The 26,813-nt window shown below is 60.6% G+C and carries 23 protein-coding genes; 6 read left to right on the forward strand and 17 right to left on the reverse strand.

The features are described 5' to 3' along the window. Positions 1-121 precede the first annotated feature (121 nt). The 4 genes from ACYAR8_RS24245 to ACYAR8_RS24260 all read left to right on the forward strand — a co-directional run bounded on the left by ACYAR8_RS24245 (position 122) and on the right by ACYAR8_RS24260 (position 4,370). On the forward strand, positions 122-799 hold the full coding sequence (locus tag ACYAR8_RS24245) for a response regulator transcription factor (protein WP_074891153.1): 678 nt from the start codon (positions 122-124) through the stop codon (positions 797-799). Continuing rightward, positions 777-2,186 carry a sensor histidine kinase gene (locus ACYAR8_RS24250; RefSeq protein ID WP_463581285.1) on the forward strand — a complete coding sequence of 470 codons (1,410 nt, stop codon included), beginning with the start codon at positions 777-779 and terminating at the stop codon, positions 2,184-2,186. The genes ACYAR8_RS24245 and ACYAR8_RS24250 overlap by 23 nt, the downstream gene beginning before the upstream one ends. A 73-nt stretch (positions 2,187-2,259) precedes the next feature. After that, positions 2,260-3,444 (forward strand): D-alanyl-D-alanine carboxypeptidase family protein, encoded by a 1,185-nt coding sequence (locus ACYAR8_RS24255; protein ID WP_463581286.1) that lies wholly within the window; start codon positions 2,260-2,262, stop codon positions 3,442-3,444. A gap of 155 nt (positions 3,445-3,599) precedes the next feature. Then, positions 3,600-4,370, forward strand: a complete 771-nt coding sequence (locus ACYAR8_RS24260) for an SDR family NAD(P)-dependent oxidoreductase (protein ID WP_074891158.1) — start codon at positions 3,600-3,602, stop codon at positions 4,368-4,370. A 33-nt stretch (positions 4,371-4,403) separates the two neighbouring features. Here ACYAR8_RS24260 and ACYAR8_RS24265 read toward each other — a convergent pair whose 3' ends face one another. The 10 genes from ACYAR8_RS24265 to ACYAR8_RS24310 all read right to left on the reverse strand — a co-directional run bounded on the left by ACYAR8_RS24265 (position 4,404) and on the right by ACYAR8_RS24310 (position 19,321). Next, positions 4,404-5,183 (reverse strand): alpha-amylase family protein, encoded by a 780-nt coding sequence (locus tag ACYAR8_RS24265; protein WP_463581332.1) that lies wholly within the window; start codon positions 5,181-5,183, stop codon positions 4,404-4,406. A 77-nt stretch (positions 5,184-5,260) separates the two neighbouring features. Then, positions 5,261-6,250, reverse strand: coding sequence for an alginate O-acetyltransferase AlgX-related protein (locus ACYAR8_RS24270; protein WP_463581287.1), 990 nt, complete (start codon positions 6,248-6,250; stop codon positions 5,261-5,263). Further along, positions 6,247-6,912 carry an alginate O-acetyltransferase AlgF gene (locus ACYAR8_RS24275; RefSeq protein ID WP_463581288.1) on the reverse strand — a complete coding sequence of 222 codons (666 nt, stop codon included), beginning with the start codon at positions 6,910-6,912 and terminating at the stop codon, positions 6,247-6,249. The genes ACYAR8_RS24270 and ACYAR8_RS24275 overlap by 4 nt, the downstream gene beginning before the upstream one ends. Before the next feature lie 8 nt (positions 6,913-6,920). Then, entirely contained in the window at positions 6,921-9,497 is a 2,577-nt protein-coding gene (locus ACYAR8_RS24280) for an NfrA family protein (RefSeq protein ID WP_463581289.1), read from the reverse strand. Further along, the gene (locus ACYAR8_RS24285; RefSeq protein ID WP_463581290.1) at positions 9,494-11,602 is read right to left on the reverse strand and encodes a glycosyl transferase family protein; all 2,109 of its coding nucleotides are present in this window, start codon (positions 11,600-11,602) and stop codon (positions 9,494-9,496) included. The genes ACYAR8_RS24280 and ACYAR8_RS24285 overlap by 4 nt, the downstream gene beginning before the upstream one ends. Positions 11,603-11,614: 12 nt before the next feature. Continuing rightward, positions 11,615-13,828 (reverse strand): hypothetical protein, encoded by a 2,214-nt coding sequence (locus tag ACYAR8_RS24290; RefSeq protein ID WP_463581291.1) that lies wholly within the window; start codon positions 13,826-13,828, stop codon positions 11,615-11,617. A 39-nt stretch (positions 13,829-13,867) separates the two neighbouring features. Continuing rightward, positions 13,868-15,106, reverse strand: coding sequence for a non-hydrolyzing UDP-N-acetylglucosamine 2-epimerase (gene wecB / locus ACYAR8_RS24295; protein ID WP_463581333.1), 1,239 nt, complete (start codon positions 15,104-15,106; stop codon positions 13,868-13,870). 821 nt (positions 15,107-15,927) lie between these two features. Continuing rightward, positions 15,928-17,550: a methyl-accepting chemotaxis protein gene (locus ACYAR8_RS24300; protein WP_463581292.1), complete on the reverse strand. Its 1,623-nt coding sequence runs from the start codon at positions 17,548-17,550 to the stop codon at positions 15,928-15,930. 338 nt (positions 17,551-17,888) lie between these two features. Further along, positions 17,889-18,686, reverse strand: a complete 798-nt coding sequence (locus tag ACYAR8_RS24305) for a hypothetical protein (protein WP_463581293.1) — start codon at positions 18,684-18,686, stop codon at positions 17,889-17,891. 245 nt (positions 18,687-18,931) lie between these two features. Next, on the reverse strand, positions 18,932-19,321 hold the full coding sequence (locus ACYAR8_RS24310) for a tautomerase family protein (protein WP_463581294.1): 390 nt from the start codon (positions 19,319-19,321) through the stop codon (positions 18,932-18,934). 124 nt (positions 19,322-19,445) lie between these two features. On the opposite strand from ACYAR8_RS24310, the gene ACYAR8_RS24315 reads away from it, so the two are divergent. Continuing rightward, on the forward strand, positions 19,446-20,393 hold the full coding sequence (locus tag ACYAR8_RS24315) for a LysR family transcriptional regulator (protein WP_463581295.1): 948 nt from the start codon (positions 19,446-19,448) through the stop codon (positions 20,391-20,393). A gap of 22 nt (positions 20,394-20,415) precedes the next feature. On the opposite strand, the gene ACYAR8_RS24320 is transcribed toward ACYAR8_RS24315, so the two are convergent. The 7 genes from ACYAR8_RS24320 to ACYAR8_RS24350 are packed head-to-tail and all read right to left on the reverse strand — an operon-like array spanning position 20,416 to position 25,586. Next, positions 20,416-21,543, reverse strand: a complete 1,128-nt coding sequence (locus ACYAR8_RS24320) for an acyltransferase family protein (RefSeq protein WP_108121372.1) — start codon at positions 21,541-21,543, stop codon at positions 20,416-20,418. A 36-nt stretch (positions 21,544-21,579) separates the two neighbouring features. Further along, positions 21,580-21,726: a hypothetical protein gene (locus ACYAR8_RS24325; RefSeq protein WP_158273377.1), complete on the reverse strand. Its 147-nt coding sequence runs from the start codon at positions 21,724-21,726 to the stop codon at positions 21,580-21,582. A gap of 25 nt (positions 21,727-21,751) precedes the next feature. Further along, positions 21,752-22,534: a class I SAM-dependent methyltransferase gene (locus tag ACYAR8_RS24330; RefSeq protein ID WP_463581296.1), complete on the reverse strand. Its 783-nt coding sequence runs from the start codon at positions 22,532-22,534 to the stop codon at positions 21,752-21,754. Beyond that, on the reverse strand, positions 22,503-23,708 hold the full coding sequence (locus ACYAR8_RS24335; RefSeq protein WP_074891181.1) for a hypothetical protein: 1,206 nt from the start codon (positions 23,706-23,708) through the stop codon (positions 22,503-22,505). The genes ACYAR8_RS24330 and ACYAR8_RS24335 overlap by 32 nt, the downstream gene beginning before the upstream one ends. Positions 23,709-23,750: 42 nt before the next feature. Further along, a complete protein-coding gene (locus ACYAR8_RS24340; RefSeq protein WP_463581297.1) occupies positions 23,751-24,038 on the reverse strand; it encodes an SDR family oxidoreductase in 288 nt (95 codons plus the stop codon). Further along, the gene (locus tag ACYAR8_RS24345; protein ID WP_463581298.1) at positions 23,920-24,486 is read right to left on the reverse strand and encodes an SDR family NAD(P)-dependent oxidoreductase; all 567 of its coding nucleotides are present in this window, start codon (positions 24,484-24,486) and stop codon (positions 23,920-23,922) included. Before ACYAR8_RS24345 ends, ACYAR8_RS24340 begins: the two co-directional genes overlap by 119 nt. Next, complete coding sequence (locus tag ACYAR8_RS24350) at positions 24,483-25,586, reverse strand: transaldolase family protein (RefSeq protein ID WP_463581299.1); 1,104 nt, start codon at positions 25,584-25,586, stop codon at positions 24,483-24,485. The genes ACYAR8_RS24345 and ACYAR8_RS24350 overlap by 4 nt, the downstream gene beginning before the upstream one ends. Positions 25,587-26,260: 674 nt before the next feature. Between ACYAR8_RS24350 and ACYAR8_RS24355 the strand changes: the two genes are divergently transcribed. Continuing rightward, positions 26,261-26,803: a cytochrome b gene (locus ACYAR8_RS24355; protein WP_178086353.1), complete on the forward strand. Its 543-nt coding sequence runs from the start codon at positions 26,261-26,263 to the stop codon at positions 26,801-26,803. The last annotated feature ends 10 nt before the right edge of the window (positions 26,804-26,813 follow it).

Here is a 26,813-nt window from a genome sequence, read left to right on the forward strand (position 1 = left end):
GGAGCCTTTGCCCCGGCCCGCGTTAACCCGTGTTAAGAAAGATTTACTTTCACGGTGGGGTGTACCGGCCCAAGGTGCACCTGCCGTTAGAATGAGCGCCCTTCTCAGCCTGGAGATCCGAATGATTCGTGCACTGGTCATCGAGGATGACGAAGTCACTGCGCAGGCCATCATCGCCGAACTTGAGGCCCATGGATTCAGTGCGCAGTGGGCCGATAACGGCCGCGCTGGCCTGGCAATGGCGATCGCCGGAGGCCATGAGGTCATCACGCTAGACCGCATGCTGCCTGATTTCGACGGGCTGACCATTGTCAGCACTTTGCGCCAGTTGGCGATACAGACCCCCGTCCTGATGATCAGCGCGCTGTCGGATGTCGACGAACGTGTGCGCGGTCTGCGCTCGGGGGGTGACGACTACCTCACTAAACCATTCTCCATGGTGGAAATGATCGCGCGCCTGGAAGTCTTGCTGCGCGGTCCCTCCCTGGACAACCACGGGCACTGTCTTGAGTTTGGCCGTCTTCACGTCAACTTGATCGAGCACTCCGTCACGCTGTACGAAGAAGCCGTCGTGCTCCTGCCTACCGAGTTCAAGCTGCTCACCTACCTGATGCGAAATGCGGGACAACTGGTCACGCGAACCATGTTGTTCCAGGAAGTGTGGGGCTATCACTTCGACCCTGGCACCAACATCATCGATGTGCACATCGGCCGCCTGCGCAAAAAAATAGAACGCAGTGGCGCGCCGACTATCCAGACAATTCGTGGATCAGGTTATGTTCTCGTCGAAAAAAACTGATCGCTGGCGCTCCAGCAACAGCCGCCTGATCGGTTTGTATGCACTGTTCTTCGTGGCATGGGGCGGCGCCTTCACCGGCGTGCTGTATTGGGAAATTTCCGCCTACCTGGGCACGGTGGCAGAACGAACGTTGATGCAGCGTGCCCATTACTACCAGAAGGTCCCTGATGCGGCACTGGTGGATGAACTGGCTGGGAGCGAGGTGTATTCCACCCCGGGAATCGACGCGTACGGTCTGTTCGAGGCCAGTGGTAACCATCTCGCCGGCGACCTGCTGAAGCTTCGCTCCAATTTGCCTGACGATGGCCGCGTGCACTATCTGGAGCGCGGGTTGAGCATCGCCTTGCCCAACGAAGAAACCCGTAGCAGTTACGCGCTCAGGCTTAATCGGCCGGATGGACGCATCCTGATTCTCGCCCGCGATGGCGGATCCATCTCGGCAGTCGGCGGCATCATCGGGCAGGCGCTGTTCTGGGGACTGTCACTGACGCTGATCCCCGGTCTGATCGGCTGGCGATTGCTGCGCAGGCGACCCATTCGCCGGGTCGAACGGCTGCAGCGCAGTACCGAAAGCATCGTTTCAGGCAACCTGCGCGAGCGTCTTCCACTTTCCCCTCGCCGGGATGAACTCGACATGCTGGCCAGCGCCGTGAACACCATGCTCGAACACATCGAGCAATTGATGCTTGAAGTCAAAAGCGTTTGCGATGGCATAGCGCACGACTTGCGCACGCCCCTGACGCGGCTTCGTGCTCGCTTGTATCAACTGCAAAAGCTGCCGCTGCAAGACGCCCACGCCCAGACATTGAATCTGGCGCTGGAAGAGAGCGAGTCGATCATGTCGAGATTTCAGGGGCTGCTGCGCATCTCCGAGCTGGAAGATACTCGGCGGCGCTCGGCGTTTCAGGCATTTCAGCCGGAGGCGCTGCTGCAACAGGCCCATGAATTTTATGAGCCGCTGGCGCAAGAAAAAAACCAACGGCTGATGTTGTGCCTTGGCGGGGAATATCCGGCCCTGCAAGGTGACGTTTCCCTGCTGTTCGAGGCCTTGGTGAACCTCATGGACAACGCGATCAAGTTCACTCAGGCCGGGGGCGAAATACACTTGAGTTGCTGGCGCACGAAACACAGCCTGACTATCGAGGTGCTCGACAACGGGCCCGGGATCCCGGTCCACGAAAGAAAGGATGTCACCCGACGCCTTTATCGCGGCGATGCAACAAGGCAGCAACCCGGCAACGGCCTGGGCCTCTCGCTGGTCGCAGCCATCGCGCGCCTGCACGGATTTGGTTTGAGCATTAAGGCCGGCAATGAGGGCCGTGGTACGCGTGTCGTTCTCGACTGTCCGCTGAGTGGCGTCACAACGGGCTTCTTAAACAATTATTAACCCTGCTTAATTTGAGGGTCGCAGGCAGTCCACCTAGGTTGACGAACCTTTCGAAGACCAAGGCTCCACGCTTGTGAAACACCTGACACTGCGCCTCGCTTTGACACTCATTTGTGCGCAGGGGGTGTCGTCCTTTGCCGCCCCCGTACCCTCAGGGCCGATGACCCCCTCGCCTCCCCGGCTTAACGCCAAGTCCTGGGTGCTCATGGACGCCGTCAGCGGCAATATCATCACCAGCCATGACGCCGAGGAGCACCTGCCCCCCGCCAGCCTGACCAAACTGATGACGGTTTATGCGGCCACCAACGAGATCCAGGCAGGCCGACTGAAGCCCGATGATCTGGTGACCATCAGCGAACATGCATGGCACACCGAGGGTTCGCGCATGTTTCTGGATCCGCGCAGCCAGGTCTCTGTCCATGACCTGTTGCGCGGCATCGTGATCGACTCGGGAAATGACGCCAGCGTGGCGCTCTCGGAGCACATCGCAGGCAGCGAAGACAGCTTCGCGGGGCTGATGAATGTCACGGCCAAACGCCTGGGGCTGGATGACACGCATTTCATGAACCCTACCGGCCTTCCGGCGCCTGAGCATTACTCATCGGCGGGTGACATGGCCAGGCTTGCCCGCGCGATCATCACCGACGAATCCGCGTACTACTCGCTCTACAAGCAGAAGCACTTCACCTGGAACGGCATCCGCCAACCCAACCGCAACCTGCTGCTCTGGCGCGACAGCTCGGTTGACGGTCTGAAAACCGGTCATACCGAAGCCGCCGGTTACTGCATGGTGACCTCAGCCGTGCGTGACGGTCGCCGACTGATCACCGCAGTGTTTGGGTCCACGTCAAAAACCAATCGGGCCAACGACGCCGAAAAGCTGCTGACGTACGGATTCCGCTTCTTCGACACCCAGACCTATGCCAAAGCCGCTGAGGTCATGGCCAACCCAATGCTCTGGAAAGGCGAAGCGCGCACGATGCCGGTGGGGGTGCTCGACGAAATCACGCTCACCCTGGCCAAGAGCAGGAACCGCAAGGTGGAAACCCGCTTGACCATCGACCAGCCTCTGGTTGCGCCCATTGCCTTGGGAACTGTCGTCGGCAGCGTGACGATGTACGACGGAGAGCAAAAACTTGTGACGCGACCGTTGATTGCGTTGAAAGAGGAAGTAGCAGGCAGTTGGTGGAAACGCGTCTGGGACAGCATTCGGTTGTTCTTTTTCAATACGTTCAATACAGATGCATCCGCTCAATGAGTACCCAAAAAGAGAGCCAATCGATGAACACGGCACTTTAGTGCAGCACACGGTTGCTTCGCCGTGCCACTGCTGCTCGGCAACCGCCTACCTGAACGTCATGCCCTCCCCCGAAGTCATAAACAGAACTTCAGCCACGCCCATCAAGGTGCCTTATGCGTTTAATACCCGAACTGAACAGCGAAGCTCACGTCCTGATAGCCGGAGCCAGCCGAGGTATCGGCCTGGCACTGTGCGCGGCGTTGCTGGCTCGCGATGATGTGGCTCAGGTGTGGGCAGTAGCGCGGGCAGCCAGCACTTCCCCTGAGCTGGCAGCGCTTGCAGCGCAATATGGAGACCGTCTGAAACCCGTCGACTGCGACGCGCGCAATGAGCAATCCCTGGAAGCGCTCGTGAGCGATGACCTTGCAGGATGCGAGCATCTGCACCTCGTTATCAGTGCGCTGGGCATTCTTCATCAGGACGGCGCCAAAGCCGAAAAGGGGCTGGCACAACTGACCCTTGCGAGCCTGCAAGCGAGCTTTGCGACCAACACCTTTGCGCCGATCCTGCTGCTTAAACACCTGCTTCCGTTATTGCGCAAACACCCTGCTACCTTCGCGGCGCTCTCGGCGAGGGTTGGCTCTATCGGCGATAACCGATTGGGTGGCTGGTACAGCTACAGAGCCAGCAAAGCGGCGCTCAACCAGTTGCTGCACACGGCCAGTATCGAATTGAAGCGGCTGAACCCTGCTTCGACTGTCCTCTCCATTCACCCAGGCACGACTGATACCGAGCTGTCTCGGCCCTTCCAGGGGAACGTGCCTGACGGCCAGCTGTTTGAACCGGCGTTCTCGGCGGATCGCATTCTTGAGGTGGTCGGCGCACACGGGCCGGCCGACAGCGGGACCTTTTGGGACTGGAACGACAAACCTATCGTCTGGTGACGTGTCCCACTCGCGAAAACATGACTTCAATAATTACTTCGCCAACGCCTTCACCAACGCTGGCGTCACGTAATGCGGACCATCGAACAGGTACAGCGGGTAGCCGTCATAGGCGGCCAGCTGCGGTTTGAGTTCGGCGGCCGTTGCGGAGCGGAAGCCGCCGCCGTAGTTGGGGCGGAAGGCTTCGACGATGATGCGCACGCGGTCCTTGCCCAAGCGTTCACGCAGGGTGTCGGCGTAGGTGCGGGCGACCGGTGCGGTGCGGGCGTAGACGCCAACGCCGTCCTGAAAGAACACGCCGATGTCGTCTGGCAGCCATTGCTTGAGCCAGTCGGCTGTGGCGGCCGGGCCGATGTTGGCGCCGTCATAGACGCTGATCCACAACGGACGCGGAAGCTTGGCCAGCAGCGCGGGCAGCTCCCTGGCGCGGGTCCAGCTGGGGTCGACTTCCGCCGGGAAGTAATAGCCGGTCACGTGCAGCGGCGTCGGCAGTTTGGCGATGCGCTCCGAGACGGCGGCCAGTTGCTCGATGTTGTCCCGGGAGCGGTTTTCGCTGAAGTATCCCGCCAGGCCGAGGATCACATCCTGAGCCCAAGGCTCCTTGGCAATACGTGCCCAATCGGGCAGGACCGGCACGCTGGGCAGCCCGGTCCCGGGCACGAAAGCCTGATCGTCGACCACGTTCCATTGCACCAGCAATTCCCTGGCGCCGAGCTGATCCCAATGCCCCTTGATGCCCACGGTTTTGTTATCGGGCTGCCAGACAATGCCAACGATGCCGGGGTCCAGCCGTTTTTGCGTAGTGACGTACATGGCGGTGCCGGAGACCAGTGTCGCTGCGAGCAGCAGGACACCTAGGGTGGTACGCCCGAGCCCCCCTGGGAGAATCTTCAAGGAAGCGCCTTCGTGATGCGCTGGTGCCACTGTTTCAGCGAAGTCACACCCTTGGCGTTCCATTGGGCGGCGGCATCAGGGCCGAGATGAAACTGGCCCTCGTTGAACTGCCATACGATCACTTGCGGCTTGTGCTGCGCAAAGTCCGGTGATTCCAGGTATTGCAGCAGCGTCGCCCACGGGCCGACGTCGCCGGGGTTCCAGGTCAGCGTGACCGGGCGGTCCAGGGCATTGGACAGTTTCTGGGTATACCCAAGGTAAGGCTGCACGAAGCTGTTGCCGATGACCTGAACAGGTGCCGGGGCGTCGTCGATCAGCAGGTCTTTCTCGACCTGATGGCGCACGGTGTAAATGTCCCGGCCGATGGCTTTACGCTTGATGGACGGCAAGAAGTTGCTGGCCAGATCGCCGAAGGCACGCTTGTCGAACCATTCCCCCAGCACGGCACCGCCGCCGGCTTCACCCTGCAGGCGATAGCGTCCGGTGATCAGTTTCGCAGTGGCGTCGGCCGTGTTTTCGGCGCTCCAGGCGGTCCAGTGATAATCGGCGCGGTAAAACGCCGTCTGCTTGCCTTGCTCGGTGGCTTGCAGTATCGGCTTGATGTTCAGCGTCGTCAGGCCGGACTTGGCCAGTTCGCCTTGCAAACGGTCGTAGCGCTGCGCCACGGCCGGGCTCAAGGGTTGGTCGGCGGGCAGGCGCTGGGCGTAGAACGGCGCTTTCATCGGCACCACCAGCACCACCAGCGCGATGTTCTCGTGCTGAAGTTGCTGTTGGACGTCCTTGATCAGGGCGATGCTGCGCACAGTGCCTGGGTTATCGACTTTGTTCAGGCTTTCCCACGCGGGAAATAACCAGCCGCCCTGCCCGGTGATCACAGCCGACTCAGCGTGGGCGGCTCCGCCGGACAGGCTCAGCAGCAGCCCGGCGATCAGGCCGGACACCGGCGGGCGGCGGAGGATGTGACGAGGTTTTACTAAAAGGGTCATGGGGCAGTCTGGTCTACGAGGCCAATCAGGCGGGGGGTCTGGCGTGAGCCGACCAGGAACAGGCTGTAACGGTCACCGGCCTTGAAGGGCTCAAGCTTGAGCGGCAGGCTGGCGCTTTGATCGCAGCTGGCAATCAGGGTCGCCTGCACCGGATTGATGGTGCGCTGGGCCTGGCCGTCGAGCGGCAGTTGGCTAAACACGCTGGAACCGTTGGCCAGCTTGATCTCGGCTTTTTGACAGCCGGCGCTGAGGTTGTAGACGTTGAGTTCGGCGCGCAAGTCTTTGCCCCGCGGCTGCGGGTCGATTACCACCCGGGGGGCGGCCGCCGGATCGCTGTCCAGAATCACCGTGACGAAGGCGTTTTTCGGGACGTCCAGGCCCTTGATCTCACGCTCGTTGATCGTAAGACGCAGCGGTTGCCGCGAGTCCACCACCTGGTAAGGAGTGGCCACCACCGACTGCGCAGACAGGGCAACACCGGGCTTGTGGTCCAGGCTCACTTGTACGGCGCCGTCGACAGGATTGACGACCCGCACCCAGGCCGAGCCTTCCGGCAGTTTCGGCGCGTAGAGTTGAGCGATTTCCGACGCGGCCTGGGCCACTGTCGACGCCATGCCCAGGCTCAGCCCGAGCCCCATCAGCCAATACATACGAGAGTGCATATCCGTCCTCAATAGGAGTAAGTCAGGCGAGCGAAAACACCTTTGGCGCGGTCATCGCCAGACACTTTCACTCGGTATTGCAACGAAAAATCTACATAGGAGCGCGGCGCGTTGTAGGCGTCTTCGCGGAACCAGTAGCGCACGTTGTTGCCCACGCCGATGCCGGCGGCATGGCCGGATGAGTATTCGGTGCTGCCATCGGCCCGGGTTTCGCTGTCCATCTTCGAGTCGTAGTCGAAGGCGGCCACCACGTGGGGGAACGTCACCCAGCGCGAACCGGCGCCGCCAATGGCGTAGCTGCGACCACCCTGCCATTCGCTGTTGATGTAATTGCGCGAGTCGTTGACGTAATGACCGGTCTCGGCGAACAACTGCGACGTCCACCAGCTGGGGACATCAACCCGCAAATCGGTACCGATGCTGGAGCCATAACCCAGGCGCAACAGCCAGTCGCCGTCGACGTCAGAAGATCCCAGAGGAAAGGTGCGTTCCACGGCCGCCATGACGTTCAACGAGGTGAACGGCTTGACCCGCACACCCAACGCGCCTTGCAGCGCATCCAGGCCGGTGTCCGAATCGCTGTTCTTGCTCCACAGCGTGTCGGTGACCCGGCCATACAGTTCGACGAAACGGGCGTTGCGGTAACCCAACGGACGCCACGACAGTTCGGTGCTGTTCTGCAGGCTGTCGTTGCTGCTACTGCCGCTCCCGCTATTGCCATTATTGCTGCCAGTGCTGGGCGCCGAGCTCAGGCCACTGGTGGAACTGTTGCCGCGATAACTGGTGGTGCTGGTCAGGCCCCAAGTGCGCGACACATCGGCCACGGCGCGGCGGGTGTCGAACGCCTGCTGGTCGGTCATGTCCAGTTCGCCGCTATTTTTGGCGTCGATAACCCGCTTGAAATAGCCGACAGCGTGTTCGTCGTCACTGACCCGCATTGCGTTGTAGGCCGCGTCCTGAGTCGCTGTCGGCGCGAGAGGCGCGGCAGCGTCAGCCTTGCGGAATGACTCATGGGCGCTGTCGTCGTCGCCGGCCTGTACCGACAGGTAAGCCACTTGCAGATCGGTCATGCCATCCAGTTCGCCAGCGTCGCGGGCGACCTGAAGGCGTTCCCGCGCCGTGCGACGTTGGCCCAGGGCAGCATAGAGGCTGGCTTCTTCATACGTGGGCAGGCTGCCCAGGGCCAGGGCCTGGGTGAAGTCCTGGCGGGCACCGGCATCGTCTCCGGTCTGCTGGCGCAACCGACCGCGCTGGGCCAGCAAACGGGCGTCGTCACCATTGGCTTGCAGGCCATCGCTGGCCGCAGCTATGGCTTCGGGCAGGCGCTTCTGGTCGGTCAGGGCGCTGACCAAGAGGCTGCGATACGCCGGGTTCTGCGGCGCCCGGCGAATGGCTTCGCTGGCCAGGGCCGCCGCCGAAGCCGAGTCCTTGCGGGCCAGCGCAGCGTAAGCCTGCACGGCCGTATCCGTGCCGCCATCGCGCTGGTTGCCCGGCCAGATATCGCAGATCAGGCCGAATGCGCTTTCCTGGCAGTTGAGGGCCGGGGCCGGAAAACGCGTCGCGGTTTTCAGGCCATTGGCCTTCTGGCGCAACGCGACCTGAGCGGCGGCGCGACGGCGGGCGACTTCACCGCCCGTGTCGGCGGGCAGTTTTTGCAATTGATCCAGGGCCTGTTGCGGCTCGTTGTTGGCCAGCGCCAGGTCGGCGGCGAAAAAGCGAATCTCGCGCACTTCAGAATCCAGCAAGCCTTCGATGGCCAGGGCCCGGTCAAGGTCGGCCTGTGCCGCCTGGGTCTTGCCCTGACGATCCAGGGCGTAGCTGCGCAGAATCCACGGCGCGGTTTCGCCATCGTCCTGGGCCAGCGCGCCGGTGGCGGCCAGTTCGGCGGCGCGGTAATCCTGGGTCGCGATCAGCGCGCTGACCAGCAACTGCTGGTGAGCGCCGATTTCCGGTGCCCAGGCCACGGCCTTGCGGGCCTGATCCACGGCCAGCGGCAGGTTGCCCTGTTCCAGCGCGCGATAACCGGCGATGGCCAGTGGCGCGGCCAGTTGGCGGCGAATGGCTTCGCGGCGCATCAGCAACGTGTCGTCATCCGGGAAAACCCGCAGGGCTTCGGTGGTGGCCTGATCGGCTTCCTCCAAATGCTGTTGGCGTTGCAGGGATTCGATCAGCAGCAGACGGTAATCCATGCGCTTGGGTGCCTGGGCGATGGCTTTGCGAGCGGACTGCGCGGCGACGCCGAAGTTGTCGCGATCGTAGGCCTTGAACGCCTGGGCCGCCGCACTGAAACCGGGGGCCTGTCGCGAAACCGACTGCGGGTAGCGCCTGGGGTTGTCGCGTTGTTCCTTGTCTCGTTGCGCCTGCACGATCAGCCGGTTCAGACGGGTGACATCGGCCCGCTGACGCAAGGCTTCGCGGGCCTTGGCGATGGCCAGGTCGTAGTCCTTGCGGTCGTAGGCGCTGTAGGCTTCACTCGCCGCCTGGTAAGCGGGACCGGTCAACGGCAGCGGCAGAATTTCGCCATGTACCAGCGCAGGCAAAAGGGTCAGCCCCGTGGCCATGAGCGTCAGGAAGGGGCGGTTCATGCCGGAAGCTCCGTTGGGTAATGACTGTGCTGACGGGCCACGGCCTGTTCGATGGTGGCCCGAGGCAGCACGCCGCTGTCGACCAGATAGTCGCCGATGCGGCCGTGGTGCTGCGGGCGGTAATTGAGCATGGTGCGGTTGAACACGGCGCGGTCCAGCAGACCCATTTCGATCAACAGGTCGCCCAGCATCGGCGCGCGGGCATTGGGCACCGGTTGGCCGTCGAGCGCGTTGACGTTGCGCAATTGCGCGACGATCTCGCTTTCACGGGCAATCAGTTGCACCGGCTCGCTGCCCAGCTCATCGCTGATCTGTTGCAAGCCTTCAGCGGGCAGCGGGCTGGCGACGGCGATCTGAGCACGGCCTTCCTCGTTGGTCCCCAGCGGCACAACACGCCAGCGCAAAGCGAACTCGTCGGCCAGCAGCGATGCGTCGGCTTTGTGGGCCACATCGAACACCCGCGGAAGGTCGTTCTGGAACGCGATGGCTTCAGCCAGGGTTTCGTCATCCAGCCAGCCGTGGCTGAGCAAAATGCGGCCCAGTGGCATGTGGCGGGTTTGTTGTTCGTCCAGTGCCGTCTGCAGATTGCTGTCGTTGATGGCCTGCCAGGACAGCAACACGCTGCCCAGCTTGCGCGGTGCGGCGGCGACCAGGTCGGTGGACGGGAAATCGTGCATGGTCTTGTCCCAGACCAGCTTGCGATTGAGCGCCTTGCCCACCAGGAACATGCGCCACGCCCGGGAGGCGGCCATGAAGTTGACGAAGTTGCCCACCACCATACGCGGCAGCGAGAGCAAACCGTGCTGCCAGCCATACAGCACCGTCGTGAAGTAGCAGCGGTGCAGGATGCGCCAGCCCAGGGCCAGGCCGTTGGCAATCAACAGGTACTTGATCCAGCCGTTGGATTCGAACGGCGTTGGAAAGCTCACGTTCCACAGCCCGCTCTGGCGCAGGATAATCAGCGCCACCAGTTGCACGAGAATCACGTAGGCCAGGATGCTGACAAACGCTGTGACCACGCCCTTGCGGTCGCGAAACAGCAGATAACGATTGGCCAGCGAGCCGCTCCAGCCCATTTGTTCCCAGCCTTGCAGGCCGATGCCCAGGGTCCAGCGCGCTTTCTGGCGGAACGCCGTGCGAAAGGTGTCCGGGAAGAACTCGCGCACACACAGCGGCATCTTCAAGGTTGATTCGTAGGGTTTGCGGAACCACGATTTGCGCAGCACCCGGAACTCCACCGGGAAGCGTACGAAAATGGCGTTCATGCCGACCTTGGCCAGGCGTGCGCCAACGTCGTAGTCCTCGGTGAGGCTGTCGGTGTTGAACGGCTGGTTCTGGGTTTCCCCGGCCAGCACTCTCAGGGCCCGGTGCGAGAAGCAGGTACCGACGCCGGCCGAGGGCACGGTATCGGTCATGCTTTCGCGTACCACCAGGTCCTTGCCGTGCCATTCGGCAAACTCGTCCATGTACGTGCCGGCCACCCATTCATACCAGTTGCGTTCCAGGGAAACGACCGGCAGCTGGATCATGTCCTTGCGGGGCAACAGGTAGTTGAACAGGCGCAGTTCCAGCGGGTGCAACACGTCTTCGCTGTCGTGCAATACGACACCGGCGAAGGTCATGCCGTGGGTTTTTTCATGCAGGAAAATTGCCTGAATCACCCAGTTCAGGCAGTCAGCCTTGCAGGTCGGCCCGGCATGCGGGACTTCCACGCGGTGCAACTGCTTGTACCGCCGACGCATGCGCTCCACCTCATCGATGGTGCGCTGGTCGTTGATGTAAGTGCCGACGAAGACCACGTAGTTCTGGTAGTCGAGGGTCGACACCATGTTCTCGATCATCGGCGCGATGACGTCGTATTCCAGCCAGGCTGGAACCATGATCGCCAGTGGCTGTTCATCCCGGTCCAGCAGTTGCTGGGCGGTCAGTGGCCGGTATTTGCGGTCCACGGTGAACTTGCGGAACAGGCGGCGAGACCAGTACCACAGGTCAATGAACAGATCGTCCAGGCTGGAGATCAGGATCAGCACCGCGACCGCAATGGTCGCGACTTCCAGGAAGCTGTAGTAATGAGCCAGCCAGTAGGGCCAATAAAGCGACGTCATCGAAGGGTTCCGTTACTGGCGATTGCGACGGGCGCTACGGCCAGCCAACATCAGGATGAGCACCAACAGGATGCCGCCGGGAATCAGCCACAACAGCGAAGGCGTGCGCCAGGCGTCCAGGCCCTTGGGCTCTTCTTTGTCGATGAACTGGCTGCCGCTTGGATCCTTGCTATCGAAGGTATTCACCACACCGTTGTCGCCCAGGATCGAGACGTCGCCGCGGGTCAATAACACCGGCTTGGTGAACACAGGGGCATCGCTGCCAAGAACGCGATAGACCAGACCGTGCTGGCCGCCGGCATCCACCGCCTGCAATGACGCCAGGTGGTTGAGCGGCGACAGGTCCAGCAGCGGCTGATCCTGGTGGTTGACACGCAGGCGACCCTGGTCATCGACCCGGACCGATTCCTTGCTGTCCTTGAGCGGCAGCTCGAAGGCCAGGAAGTCTTTGTCCGGCGTGACCGTGGCTTTAGGGTCGCTGCTGACTTTCAGTTCAGCGCGCAGCGGCGAAACGCCTGCACCGTCAGCCACCGAAATCACTTGCGGCAAGCTGCTGGCCGGGTGATCCAGGTAAGCCTGGGGCACAAGGATCTGCGCGTTCGCGGCGTAACGGGCGGCCATGCCGGAGAAACCGTCATCCAGTGAAATGTTGTCCAGCACGATGTGGCTGGTCGGCAATACCGAGACCGGGAACGCTTGCGGCGTTTCCAGGCAGCGATCACTGACGGGCTGACGCTGGAACGAAACCCGCAGGACGTTCTTGGAACCCAGGGCGTAGCTCGGGATACGCGCTTCGATGCGTTGTTTCTCGCCGTTGGCGACCAACTGTTGCGCGCCGATCAGGTAATCGTTGAGGAACACAGACGCCACTGGAGCGGTGTCCGAAGCGCCAGGGGCAGCGGACACATCCACCACGGCCTTGACTGGCAGGCGACCGTCGTACGCCACGCTGCCCAGCGGGAACGAAGCGCTCCAGTCAGACTTTGCGAGCACGTCGATGGTGCCCGGGTTACCGCCCAGGTTGGTCAGGGCCACACGGCCGTCGGCACTCAATGGCATCTGCGCTTCGCTGACGGTCAGCGTGCGACTGCGGGCCAGTTTGTTCCAGGCGCTGCTGAACAGGGCCATGGCCTTGCCGGTCGCTTCAGGGGCAATCATCAGCACCGGACGGGTGCCGAGCAATGCCAGACGCACGTTGTCCGTGCCCTTGGCGGACATACCGGCGTTCACGTGACGTTCGCGCCATTGCGTGAACGCGGTGGCTGCTGTGGCATCCAGACCTTGAATCTGGCTTTGCAAGGCGTCCAGGGATTCGTTGATCGCCTTGAGCAATTGCGGGTCATTGATCGCCAGGTCGGCTTGCACGTCAGGGGTCTGGCCGAGCATCAGCAATGCGCCGATTTCCGCCGGATTGGCCAAAGCATGCATGCCCTTGCCATTGAGGCTGGCGAAGGCCGGAATGCTCTGCAGCTCGGCCGGAATGCGCAGTGCGCTCAGGTCAACGCTGTCCTGCACGGCAGGGAAAGACAGGATGCGCGCATGTTTGCCGATCCGTTCCAGCGCAACGCCCAGGCGCCAGGCGGCGTCGTACGTGCCGACTGCCAGGCTGCCCGGCGCGACCATGATGCCCGGCTTGGCCGGCAATGCGGTCCAGGCCGCGCCGACGTCCTGCAACAGGTTGGCGTCGTAGCTGTAATTGAGTCGGGTGTCGGGTTCGATGCGCAACACGTTGCCAATCGCGCGTTCGTCTTCACACAGCACGCGCGAAACGATCGACGACCAGGCCACGCCCAGGCGTACCGAGCCGCTGTCGCGAGCGGCCTTGTCCACACCCAGCGTGGCGCCGGCGTTGCCTTGCGCTTCGCTGAGCCCTTCGGCCCGTACCGGATAGCCATCCAGGGACAGCAGCAAGGTGTTGCGACCGCCCTCCCCGTTCAGGTAGCTGGCATCGAAGGTCAGCGACGCATCGGACAACGGCACGCCCGCCGGAACCGGCAGGTACAGTTCGCGGCGCGAATCCGTGGAACCGAGCACGATGGGGGCGTCGATGCCCAGATCGCTCAGGCGAATCTCCCGGTGTTGCTGGGTATCGGCATTGAGTCGGTTGATCGCCTCGGTGAGCGGGCTGTCCGCCGCCAGGGCAAAGTTGGGCATGATCGCGAGCAGGCTCACGCCACAGACAAGGGCGCTTATCGCGCCCGTTTGGGTGGCAACGGAAGACTTCATTCAGGCAGATCTCAAGCTAATAGAGGGGGCGGACGGTTGTTATTGGTAGGTGGACGCCGGGCGGTTGCTGTCCGGTGCCGGGGCGCGTTGCACATGCTCAAGGTATTTGGGCACGTGCAGCTGGCCGACCACGAAGTCATTGACCGGGCGGCCCATCAAGGCATCAACGATGCGCGAACTGGCCTTGCCATCGCCGTAGGGGTTAGCCGCCTGGGACGCGCGGCGCCACAGCAGGTCATCGTCAAACAGCGCGGTGACGCCGCTGATGATCGAGTCCGGTGAAGTGCCCACCAACCGCACGGTGCCCGCTGCAACGGCTTCAGGCCGTTCGGTCACATCGCGCATGACCAGCACCGGTTTGCCCAGGCTCGGCGCTTCTTCCTGCACGCCACCGGAGTCGGTAAGGATCACGTGGGCGCGCTGCATCAGGCGCACGAACGCCAGGTAATCCAGCGGCTCGATCAGGTGCACATTGGCCAGGCCACCTAAATGCTCGGTCACCGGGCCCAGGACGTTAGGGTTCAAGTGCACCGGGTAGACGATCTGGATATCGCTGCGCTGGGCCAGTTGGCGCAAGGCTTTGCAGATATCCAGAAAGCCGTCACCGAAGTTTTCCCGACGATGGCCGGTGACCAGCAGGACCTTGCGGTCGTTGCGCAGGAAGGAGAATTGCTGGTCCAGCCGGGTACGCAGTTCAGCGTTCTGGTCGATGCGTTGAGCGGTCAACTGCAGGGCATCGATCACCGTGTTGCCGGTCACGTAAGAACGCCCTTGCAAGCGCTCGCCCAGCAGATTGCGGCGCGATTCATCGGTCGGGGCGAACAGCATGTCGGCACTCAAATCGATGCAGCGACGGTTCATTTCTTCCGGCCATGGGCTGTAGATGTTACCGGTGCGAAGACCGGCTTCGACATGGCCCACAGCGATCCGGCGATGGAAGGCACACATCGACGCAACCATGGCGGACGTGGTGTCGCCATGCACCAGCACACGGTCCGGCCGGGTGATTTCCAGCACCGGATCAATGGCGCCGTACAGCGCGGCGGTCAGCGAGTTGAGTGTCTGGTGCGGCGTCATCACATCCAGCGTGAAATCAGCTTTCAGATCGAACAGCTCCAGCACCTGCTTGAGCATGCTCTGGTGCTGGCCTGTGATGCAGATCTGAGAGTGAATGCCCGGCTCTGCAGCCAGCGCCTTCACCAACGGAGCCATCTTGATGGCCTCAGGACGTGTACCGAAAATCGACAGGATCTTAATCCCGGGTTGACTACGAGCGATGATGCCCTCCTCACGCGGATATCCCGCGCCTACTCGCTGCTCAAGGCGTGACCGCATCTTGAGCGAACAGAGAATCGAGTTTATTGGGCCGGGGACTTAATCAGAATGGAGACTTGATATCACTTCGTGTGAGGTGGCGCATTGCCTTGCTTCCCGGAGCAGGCCGGATTATTAACATTAATATCGATGACTGCAAAGGCAGATGTGCAAAATGAATGTTTAATTCGCACGTGTGAAACTTTTAAAGTTGCAGACAGTCATTTAGAAGTTTTGATTTTTTTGGAAGTTGGACTTCCATAACAACTTGAGGGGCGTTTGGCCCTTTGTTTCCGGGGCGGGAAGATTAACACATGCCGCTCGTCTAACGACTTGGATCTTTTCTCATAGCGCGTTGTCTCGTCAGAGGCCATATAGAAATACTTAATCTGACGCACTTACGATAGTCACCCTAATGGCGCCTGTATATTGTCGAAGCCGAGAACCGCAGTGTCGGGCAATAAATGGCGAGTTGCAAGCCTGTTATGTATCGAAACAGAAATATATAAAGCCGCCACGGGGAGGCTTTGATGAAGTGCGCAGCATTTCGAGAGTTCGACCTCCTCAGCCTGAGGCTTTGGAGGTGAAAAAGCTCGCTTCGAACTGTCAGGCTCAAGGCCGGTTTGTGCATCAAGCCGGACCTCGTCCAGATCCCTCGCTACCCTATACCCCGCCATCAGCCCAGCCGATAAGCCCACGTGGCAGGCCAGGGCAAATGTCTTCCTGTCCGGCCCGCAGGCAAGCCTTGCGCACCGGTATCCACATACACACCCGTTCTGATAGCCCTACAAACGGAACCGAGCCACTTCTTGTTTGAGCCCTTTGGCCAACTGATTCAGATCATTGCTACTGCGCAGAAGATCTTGCACTGACAGATTATTTTGCTCGGCCATTTGTGCAGATCGCTCGACGTTACGTGCGACGTCCTGACTGGCCTCTGTTTGCTCGCGCAATGCCAGCGAGATCTGTTCGACTACCACGAGCACCTGGCCAGAACTTTCACTGATTTCGGTAATTGCCTTGCCCGCCGACTCCGCCATCTCCACGCCTTGGCTAACCTCCATCACACCGCTGCGCATGCTCTCCACGGTATCGCGGACCCCGAGCTGGATCTTGTCGATCATGCTGGCAATTTCCTTGGTGGATTTACCGGTGTTCTGCGCCAGCAACCGCACCTCGTCGGCCACGACTGCGAACCCGCGGCCCTGCTCTCCCGCCCGAGCGGCCTCGATGGCAGCATTGAGTGCAAGCAGGTTGGTTTGATCTGCGATGCCCTGGATAACACTGATGATGGTAGATATCTGCTCGGAATGTTGACCCAACTCCGACACTTTGGTCGACGCATGCTGCACGGTCTTCGCGATACCGTTCATGCTGGTAAGGGTATTCTGAATAACGGTCGATCCATCCACTGATTTCTGACCGGAGCGACTGGCAAGGCCACCGGCCTCTCCCGCATTGATGGACACATGGTTGATACTGACCGTCAGTTCTTCAACCGTGGCTGCCATCGAAGATGCTGCGTTTGACTGTTCACTTACCGCGCCGGAAAGCTGCTGCGAAGCGACCGAGATGTTCTGTACGGACTCAATCAACTGGCTGGCAGCTTGATTGATCTGTTGAATCATTTCCCGCAAGCGGGTTTGCATACGAGCAAATGCCTTGGGCAGTTCATCGCTGGTGCTGGTATCAATCACAGTGTCCAACCTGCCCTCGGCGACGGCCGTCGCCGCGTCGATAGCCACTTGCAGGCGGGCACGGACAGTGCGGCCCAACGCGTAGGCCAGGATGATTGCCAGAACGGCGGCAATCAGGCCACCGGCCAACAGGATCGTAATCGCGCGACTCTTGGCGTCGTTCATCTCTTGGGTACGTCGAACCAGCAGGGTTTCTTCCGCCTGCGACATATCTGAAATGATCCCGCGCATCCCATCCATTTTGGCTTTGTCTGCGCCAGCATTGATGCGCTGATCGAGCGAATCATCGGAGCTGCCGCTTTGGGTCAGTTGACGCCGTTGCGCGATGATCGGATGAACGTCTTCGTCCAGCCAACGGGTTTGCAACTGTGCCAGTGAGGCCAGCCGTTTCTGTTGCTCGGCGTTATCAATCGTCAAAGCCTTGAGCGAAGCCAGCGTGCTGGAGAACTTGCTTTCACCGGCAATCTGCGGCTCGAGAAAGTTGTCCTTGCCAGTAATCACGAAGCCGCGCATGCCGGTCTCGATATTGATCAACTGTTCAAGGGCCATCTGGGACTGACTTAAGACCCGATAGGTGTGGACGTTGCTGCTGATTGCGCTTTCGACCTGGCCAAAACCACGATAGGCGCTGAAGACAAGGACGCCGAGAAGGACCACGATAGCGGCGAAACTGAGGTAGAGCTTTTGGGAAATACTGAGTTTGCTATACATATGCACGCACTCCATTAGCGGAGCATCCTTGGCTCGGGCTTTTAGTTTTTTTCATGAACACGTCTTCCGATGTCATGTCGATATCACCCTTATCGACTGCTGGAGTTAGAGCTTGAATCCGGCTTTCATTACGCCGCTAACTTTCAGGATCACGCAGGAAATCCACGTGTAAGCGCAGCAGGGTTCGAGTGATCACCACGTGCAAGACATACTTCGCCAGGACGGCGCAAAGGGAGAGAACGGTCAGACACCGCCGTCGCTTGCGAGCCTGCAAGCGAGCACAACGGCCGCTCCTGCCGAGCATGTCCCCCGAAAAGGAAACATGCGGCAGGAATCGTTTAGCGCATGCCCGCTACGTTGCGCACCTCTACTGGCGCAGCTTTGGTTTCTGACAAGGCGCCGGTATAGGCGCCAGCCGCCATGGCTGCCGGGTTGCCGCCACCGCCGATCATGCCTGCGGCCGCGCCTTTGGCGATATGCGCCCCGCCTTCGACTCCGCCTTTGAGCATCCCGACAGGGCTGCCATCAGACTCGCCGACTCCCGTCATGAAGCCACTCAAACCGGGCACCATCCACATCGCTTTGCCCACTTCGCCAGCAGCGGAAGCCAGGCCGTTCTTGTCTGCGCCTTTTTCGGCCATAGGGGCATCCCTGGTCTGAGTGCGAGCAGAATCGCCGGCGGAATGCGAACTCGCCCCGCCACCGAACGGCTGCAACAGCGCCCCAATCAACTTATCAAGCAACTGTAGCAAGGGAGAAGACGGCTTCGACGCTTCACCGCTGTTGCTTTGCCCCTGACTGTGCTCGGCCAGAGGCTGGTTTTGCAGAGCGGCCGGCGCGCCACTCCCGGCAGGGCTGCCATAGTTGACCGCGCCCGCGGGGGACTGCGCGGCGTATTGGGGATTCTGAGTGCTTTGGTCAGCCCGATAGATGGCCGAGCCGCCGCTGGCCAGAGCCCCGCCACCCTGGGCCACATTGCTGAAATTGCCGGTGGCTCGGCTGCCGCCGTTACCGGAATCGTTGGGGCCATTCGTCGGTTTGCCCGCGTCGGGCGTTGGTTTGCCGCCCGGTTTGGAAGCATGGGGGGTGATATCAGGTGTCTTGGGCGACGAGGCGCCGAGTCCGGGTAATTTCACGTTTTTTCTCCAAACTGAAAGGTCGGTTGGCAGTGCCCCAGGCCCACTCTTGACCGCTTGCACAGGTGCAGGCGTGCTGGATGTTGTAACGGGGCGATCGCGGTGAGGTTCGCGTGGTGAGTGGGTAGCCCTTGTGTGGCGCTGACGGCCAGATCGGTTCCCCTGAAAAGAACCGGGGCGCAACGCTGCTCACCGTCCCGGCAGATGACAGGGTGGCAGGCGCGGGATTTGAAGCGCGCAGTACCTTAAAGCTCCCCCGTCAAAAACTGCGCCCGGCCGTGGCCAAAGCTCCAGTCTGCATGCGTGTTGGTGACGATCGAGACCATGAGGTCATTGGCCTCGATACCACAGTCTTCCTGCAGCGCCTGGGCGAGTAGCTGATAAAACCTGACCTTGGATTCCTCAGTTCTGGGGCGGCTGGTCACGCTGATCACCACGACCTTGTCCGTGCGAGGAATACCGAGCCCCGTATCTTCAACAATCATTCGGCCTGGCCGATGTTCGTTGACGATCTGATAGCGATCACCTTGAGGCACCTGGAATGCTTCAACCACGGCGCGGTGTGCAGCATCCAGCAGGATTTTCACTTGTTCATCGGAACGGCCTTCAATGAGGTCAATGTTGATCAATGGCATGGTTGAAATCTCGTCATGGAAAGCGCCGGGCGGCGCCAGAAGAGATCACACGATAAAGCGCCAGACTGTTCACGAACAGATAAGATAATTGAATTCATTGTTTACATATGAGAACAATCGCCCCATGAAAAAGTCGGAGATCGAAGGCTTGTGGACGCACATCCACTGGCTGTCTGTGCTGGAGGAGCAAGGGACCTACACAGCGGCGGCGACACGATTGGGCGTCAGCAAATCTGCAGTCAGCCAACGAATCAGTGAGCTAGAAGAGGCCACGGGTTTGCGTCTGGTTTTGAGAACCACACGCAGCGTTCGCTTGACTGAGGCAGGTAGCTCGCTTGTCACAGAGGTGCGCGGTGCTTACGCGCATATCGCCAAAAGTTTCCTGGACGTCAGGGATTCTGCGGGCGCTGTGCGTGGGCTTCTGAGATTAACTGCACCGGTCGCCTTCGCCCGGCAACAATTGGTGCCACGCCTGGCCGGCTTTCTCGAAAAATATCCCGAAGTCCGGTTGCAGCTGGACGTTTCCGACCGCATTAGCTCGATCGCCACCGATGGGTACGACCTGGCTGTTCGTCACAGTGATCAGGTGCCGGACACGCATGTTGCCTGGAAGCTCTGCGACACCCGGTCTGTACTGGTCGCCACCCGCAGGTATCTGGATCGCTGTGGCGAACCCGAAACGCCCGCTGATCTCACGGAACACAACTGCCTGTTTTATCCACGGGGCAGCGATACCCCAGCGTGGACGTTCGAGGGCTCTCCAACAGGGAGGGAATTGCGTGAGCGGCTAACAATCCCGATCAAAGGGACGTTTGCCACCAACAACAGCGAAGCCCTTCGTGAAGCGGCTCAGGCTCACCTGGGCATCGCGCTGCTTCCCGACTTCAGCGCCCAGGCAGCGTTGGCAGAAGGTTCGCTGGTTCAAATACTCGACCACTGGGACCTCAAGGGAGCCTTCTCTGACGAGATCAATCTGATCCGGCCTTACTCGCCTCAGATTCCCAAGGCCGTCACCGCACTGGTGGCGTATCTCAAAGACCAGCTCTCGCAAGGTTTCCAACGAAGACACTGATCATTGTTCCGGGACGATTACATCAGGCCGCAGGCATCGTCGTCCTGCGCAGCAACAGTTGCTTGCCCAGCCTCTGCCCTTTGAGCTCGACATAGTGATACGTCGCGCTGGAAATGGTCACCACCACCGCCAGAATCAGCAGCATGATCAAGTTATTCAGCCAGACATGCCCGGTATCCAGGTAGCGGGTATTAGCGATCATCGGCGCGGCTTCAAAGCCGGTTTTTTTCTGCACCACCATGAAAGCGGAAATCACGAAGAACAGCACGGCCAGATGGGTCAGGTAGATCGAGTAGGACAACCGCCCCAGGCGAGCGAAGAATTCGTGCTTGAGCACGTACGACAGCACACCGCCATCGAAGGCGAACAGCACGATGGTCACGCAGAACACCGCGCTGGCGGCCAATACCTTTTGCTGCAACTCACTGGTCAATATCGCCCAGATGGCGATTACGGCCAATGCCTCCAGTACGCTGAGCAAGGCAAAACCCGGCTCTATCCAGCGTCTGAGGCGGTTGAAAACGGCGTAGGTCAATGCACCGGCAAAGAAGCAGCCCAGGCCTTTTTGCGCGTAGAGGGTGAGCACATCGGCATGACTGTAGAACAGAGCAAATCCGGCAAAGGCAATGACGGTCCACAACAGGTATCGACCACTGGACGCCACGATCATGGTCGAGGCGAAAATCATATAGGTCCAATACTCGATGCTGATGCTCCAGGCGGCGGTATTGAATGAGAGATTTTCTGTCAGGTGCGTCCAGCTTTGCAGCAGCAGGAGATTTGGCAGGATCTGCGATGGCGCGTAGGGGCCGGTAAAGGGGGTTTGATTGAAGCTGAAACCCTGCTTGTAGGCGACGTACTTGAGGAGTTCCAGGGCAATGAATACCCCGAGCATGAAAGCATGCAGGGGTAACAGGCGAAAGGTGCGCGAAATCAGGAAGTGGCTGAAGTCCAGTTGGCGCTTGCTGCCGTAGGCGTGAGCCATGACGAAGCCGCTGAGGACAAAGAAGAACTCGACGAACAGGTCGGCATTGGAGAAAAAGGCCCACTCCGTGATGCTGCCGACAAGATGGGTGTGGTAAAGGACAACGGCTATTGCGCAGATGCCGCGCAGGCTGTCCAACGCGTGAAATCGTTTCACGTTTTGCATGCAAATCCCCGATCAGATGCCATCGCTCGAAAGCGCCTAAAGCAACCCATCGGGTTCGGTCGCGTTATTACCAAAGACCAGACGATAGCTCAGTGCGGCGGTTGTGCAAGGGATCTTGTTGAACGGGTAAGGCACCAGGTTGTTTTGCTGCATCGGGCCGGGGACGCGGGCGCGGGTGATCATGACAATGCGCCTGCCTGGGGCAGCGTCAGGCATGGGCCTGGTGGATGATGAAGTCCACGTTCATGACGTCGTAGATCGGTTTGAAATCCCCATACGCCTGGGGAGCGCGGAAACCCGCCGCACGCAGTTCGTCCTGCAACTGGCGCAGGCGGATCGGGCACACCCGCAGTCGATACTGCGCACCGTCGGCAAAGCGATAGATGAACTCGCACACCGACTCGTCCACTTGGCCGAGGGCGACGCTGACGGAGTCGCCGCAGTCGTCATAACGCGCTGATGACCTGAAGCGGCCGGCGAGGATGGCTTCAAAATTGCGCTGATCGATCAGCAGCAGTCCGCCGGGCTTGAGCATCTGGCGAAACCGCTTCATCACGGCGATGCGCGCCTCCCTATCGAACACCTGGCCCAGCGAACTGCCGAGGCACAGCACTGCATCGAACTTGCCCAGAATGCGGGCGTCCAGCGCTTGCCAGTCGCAGCGATGGACCGGCACGTCGACGCCCAGCCGCTCGAAATTGCGCCGGGCACGATCCACCAGGGTCGGGCTGCCGTCGCAGGCGGTGACGTCGAAGCCCGCCTTGTATAAGTGCGCCGCGTGAAAGCCGCTGCCAGTGGCGGCATCCAGCACACGCCAGGCACCGGACCGGCGCAGCAGATCGTAGAAGAAGGAGCCCTCGCCAGCCGCGCGTTTGTCCCAGTCGATGAGTTCGTCCCGGCGCTCAATGAAGTCCGCCGCATCACGGCGAGCGTGGTCGATATCGGCGATCGCCAATCGATCAGCAGGCGAAAGCGCGATGACCGGTGGCATGGGCGGCCACTCCTGTGTGATGGCTGCTGGTGTGCTGATGGGTGGCTTCGGCGTAGGTCAGGTATTTGCTGCCAAGCTCCTCTGCCCAGGCAGCGGCATCGGACACGCGCATCTCGGCCATGACGAAATTGAGCTCGCGCTGCATGATCTGCATCTGCGCCTCGCCGAACACCGCCGTGCCGTCAGCGCGAATCAGTGTGATGCCGTCGAGCCGCTGCCCCGCTTCATTGACTTTGATCGCCTCTTCCCGCGTCACGCCGTACGGCAGGTCAAGCAGGACTTTGCCCATGCCGACCTTGACCGGGTAGCCGCCGGGCAAACCCTGAGGCCCGGGGCCGTGGACCCGCACCTCGTGGTCGGCATGGAGGTTTTCCAGCAACGTCACCGCCGACATGGCGGTGAGGTACTGACCGTCAACGCCACCCAGTTGGCTGAACTCCCGGGCGACGCAACCGAAAATAGCCTCCGCCGCGTGTTCGCCGGTGCGCTCTTCGCCGTCAATCCAGTACGTCAGGCTGAAGCTGGATTCCAGGCGCTGCGGCGGCAGGCCATGGCGGGGAACGCTGTGGCTGAAGTAATGATGGCCGACGAGTTTGGCGCAGACCTGCGTTGGCAGGCACTCAGCCAGACGCGCAATGGCGCAGCGCGTCGCAGGGATCAGGTTGGCGATGTTGCCGATGCCGATGTCCGGCGCCATGCCGACTTTGTAGAGAATCGGGTTGACCGCATCCGGGAACGCCGCGTTCACCACCAGACTTTTCGGGCAGGACTGTTTGACGGCTCGCATCAGGGCGTAGGCTGGCGCCAGGTACATCGGCAGCCAAGGCCCGAGCTGAGCCTGATCAAGGGCAGCAAAGCGCTCGGCCGGCAATTGTGTGATCACCCGCCACGGTTGCAGCGAGGCACAGTTGAGGATGATGTCCGGGCGGATTTTGAGCAGCGTTTCGGCATTACGGCTGATGCACGACTCACGCAGGTCCATGTGATGACTGTGGATGTCGACCGTCACGTTCTGTTGCAGCGCAGCCAGACGGATCAGGTTGCACAGGCGGGTTGTTTTCTCGCTGTCGCGACTGGCGACGTGGAATTCGAACTGATTGCGCGGGGCCAGGATCTGCAGGATTTGCAGACACAGGTTGCCGCCGCCAACGATGAGCAGTTTTTTGCGATGCATGGTGTTCTCCCTGGAATGCATGAGGGACCGTGGTGTTCCCGATCACTGGCGCGGGCAGGCGCCGTTATCCACTGCGATGACTTTTCCGGTGAGGTGACGGCTCTGCTCCGACAGCAGAAACAGAATGACGTCAGCCACGCCGCCTGGCTGGATGGGCTCCTCGATGATTTTCTGCCGTTCGTACCCCCTGCGGCGTTGCCCGGGAATACGGTCATGAATAGGCGTGTTGCGAACCAGCGCCGGGGACACGGCGTTCACCCTGACCCGTGGGGCGAAGTTCCAGGCGTTGGCTTTGGTCAGGCCGATTACCCCGGGCCCTGGTCGCGCCATACCGTGCATCCATGCTGCCCAAATCGCCCGTCACCGAGGTGATGTTGACGATACTGCGCGAGTAGCCGGCCGCCGATTCCCGCCGCGCGAAGTCTTTGGACAGGTACAGCAGCGACTTGAGTTTGACGGCCCAGATCTGCTCCACCGCCGAGTCGCTGTCGGCGCAGACACTTTCGCCGTGAGAGCTCCAGGCGTTGTTGACCAGGGCGTACAGCGCACGGTGGTTATGCACGTCGTACAGGTTGCTGATGAACGACTGATAGACGTGTGCCTGGGAAAAGTCCACCAGGTGAGTTTCCAGCCGATGCGGCGGCAAACTGCGCTGCAACATCTGAAGTCCCAGCCGGTCGATGTCTGCGGCAATGACGTAGTAGCCGGCGTTGACGCAGGCAAGCGTGGCAGCCTTGCCGATGCCGCTGGCGGCGCCCGTGATGACGATTTTTCTCATGACAGTCCCTGCAGGGTCGTTGGGTAACGCGCGATGCGAGGCGTGAAAGCTGGCGGATCGAGGGTGTCGGTGATGAATCCGTGCAGCCGTTGCATGCTCAGGCGGACGTCATTGCCTGCGGTCAGGAACGCAGGGTGACGGGCGTATTCGTCAGGGGTCAGGCCGCCCTCAAAATACGCCTGGTTGAAATAGGAAATGGCCAGAAGGCGGTCGAGAACTTTGCCGGGAATCTGCATCCATTCCGCCGCCGGTTCGATGCTGCACCCGGCCTGCTGGCGGCGTACGAGAAATTCGATGAGGTGGGGTGTCAGCGCGTACAACGTAGTGTCGGCGCCAGTGCGCTGCAGGTGCCAGCAGTGCTCGCGACCGCGCGTATCGGTGTCGACCTTGATGCTGCATAACAACAGTTGCGCCGGTGTCTCGCGCCGTCGCATCAGCGCCTGCATCGCCTGATACACCGCCAGTTCCGCCCAGCGTTTGTCCGAGCGGCCGAGATTGATACGACTGCCCCGCGCCTGGCGCTCGAATTCCGCTTCCGCACCCAGTCGACCGATCATGAAGCTGACCACGTAACGCGCCCGCTCAGTGTTCACACCGTTGGCGAGCGCCCGCTGACGCCCGGTGTGGATGGCTTTGAGGCAGGCATCCAGCTGGGAGACGGTAAAACAGAAGGTGTTATTGATCGAGCAGCCCCGCGCCACCAGATGCTCGATGGCGCGATAGCCCTGGGCGCTACCCGGGATCTTGATCATGACGTTCGGCGCCAGCGCCGCCAGCTCCAGCCCCCGGGCAACCAGCGCGTCCTGATTCATCCAGTGCCCGCCCTCGATCTGCGCCGACAGCCAGCCCGCCTGCTGCTTCGTTTGCCGGAATAACGGCAGCAGCGGCTGGGCGCTGTCGATGATCAGCTGGTCGTAGAGCTGTCGCAACCGGGTATCCGGCGGCATCGACGTCGGCAACGTGTGGAGAAAGTCCCGGTAATGGGCTGCATTGCTCAGAACGGCCTGACTGATCAGGGCCGGGTTGGTGGTGGCGCCGCTGATACCCGCCTCCGAGCGACCCGGTTCATCGGGCAGTAATTCGTTAATAAACTCGCGCATGCCTGGATAGGCGCGCAGCAACTTGCTTTGGCACTTGCTATATAGGGCGGGTGATGAATCGAACCAGACTTCCGAGTCAGAGTTATGACATTTTAAAAGTTGAATGAAGCTCGAACAGTCCATGGAAATGCCCTTCCCTTTCGATTGATTCAATGGCAATCAGGGCCCCGGGTGAGCACGGGCAAAATGCCAGCTTTTTCAAGCTGATAGTCAGGGATCTGAGCCTCAGAGGCATTAAGATGGATCCAATCAGATGCCCTGTCAAATGCAATTCGATGGGTTTTTGATGCTTAAAAGAAATAAGGAACGACTTTCTTATTTCTGATATGAAGTTGGATATCTATTGGCCTTCTCCCCTCAATTTGAAGTAATTCAAATGAATGAAGGGATGACCTTACATACAAAACATCCGCCAAATATTCAATACCAGAAGGCCGTCACTCATACCGCTACTTGCCATTTTTAAAGACGGTGCAACTCATTAACTTACCAGTTAGTTACAAGCGAGTTGCAATGTTGGAAAGCGCAGAGTGTGGTGCGGGCGCCGGGCCGCTACGATTTCCATCATCAATGCCTCCACGTGCCACTCGACGACCGTCAATCATTGGGTTATGAAAGCGCAGGGGCGGTCACTGGACCGCGCCAGTCAAAAAAACAGACCAAGGGACCTGACCGTGAGCAAACCTTCCGCTACCGAACGCTACAGCTACAAAGCCCGCTGGTTTCACTGGGTGATGGCGATCCTGATTGTCCTCGCCTACGCGCTGATCCTGAGCCGTACCCAGCTTGCCCGTGGCAGCGACGCGCGGACCTTCGTCGTGCAAACGCATTTCTGGGTCGGCATCGTCGTGCTGGTCATGGCGTTTTTCCGCATCGCCGAGCGCCGTCGCCATTCGCCGCCAGGCATCACCCCGCCACTGGAAGGCGTATTGCGCCTGGCCGCGACACTCTCCCATTACGCGCTCTATGCTTTTCTGTTCGCGCAGCCACTGCTGGGTCTGTTCACGGTGCTGCTGGAGCGCGGCGCCCTGCCGATTCCCCTGACCTCGCTGAGCATTCCCGCGCCGTTCGACATGTCCAAGGACACCGCCGAAACGCTGGAGCACTACCACGTCCTGCTGGGCACGATTTTCTACTACGTCATCGGCCTGCACGTGATTGCGGCGATCTGGCACCACTTCGTGCGCAAGGACAATACCGTCAAGCGCATGGTGTAGGCCGGACCGT

The sequence above is a fragment of the Pseudomonas sp. HP_01 genome (genome assembly GCF_055284355.1).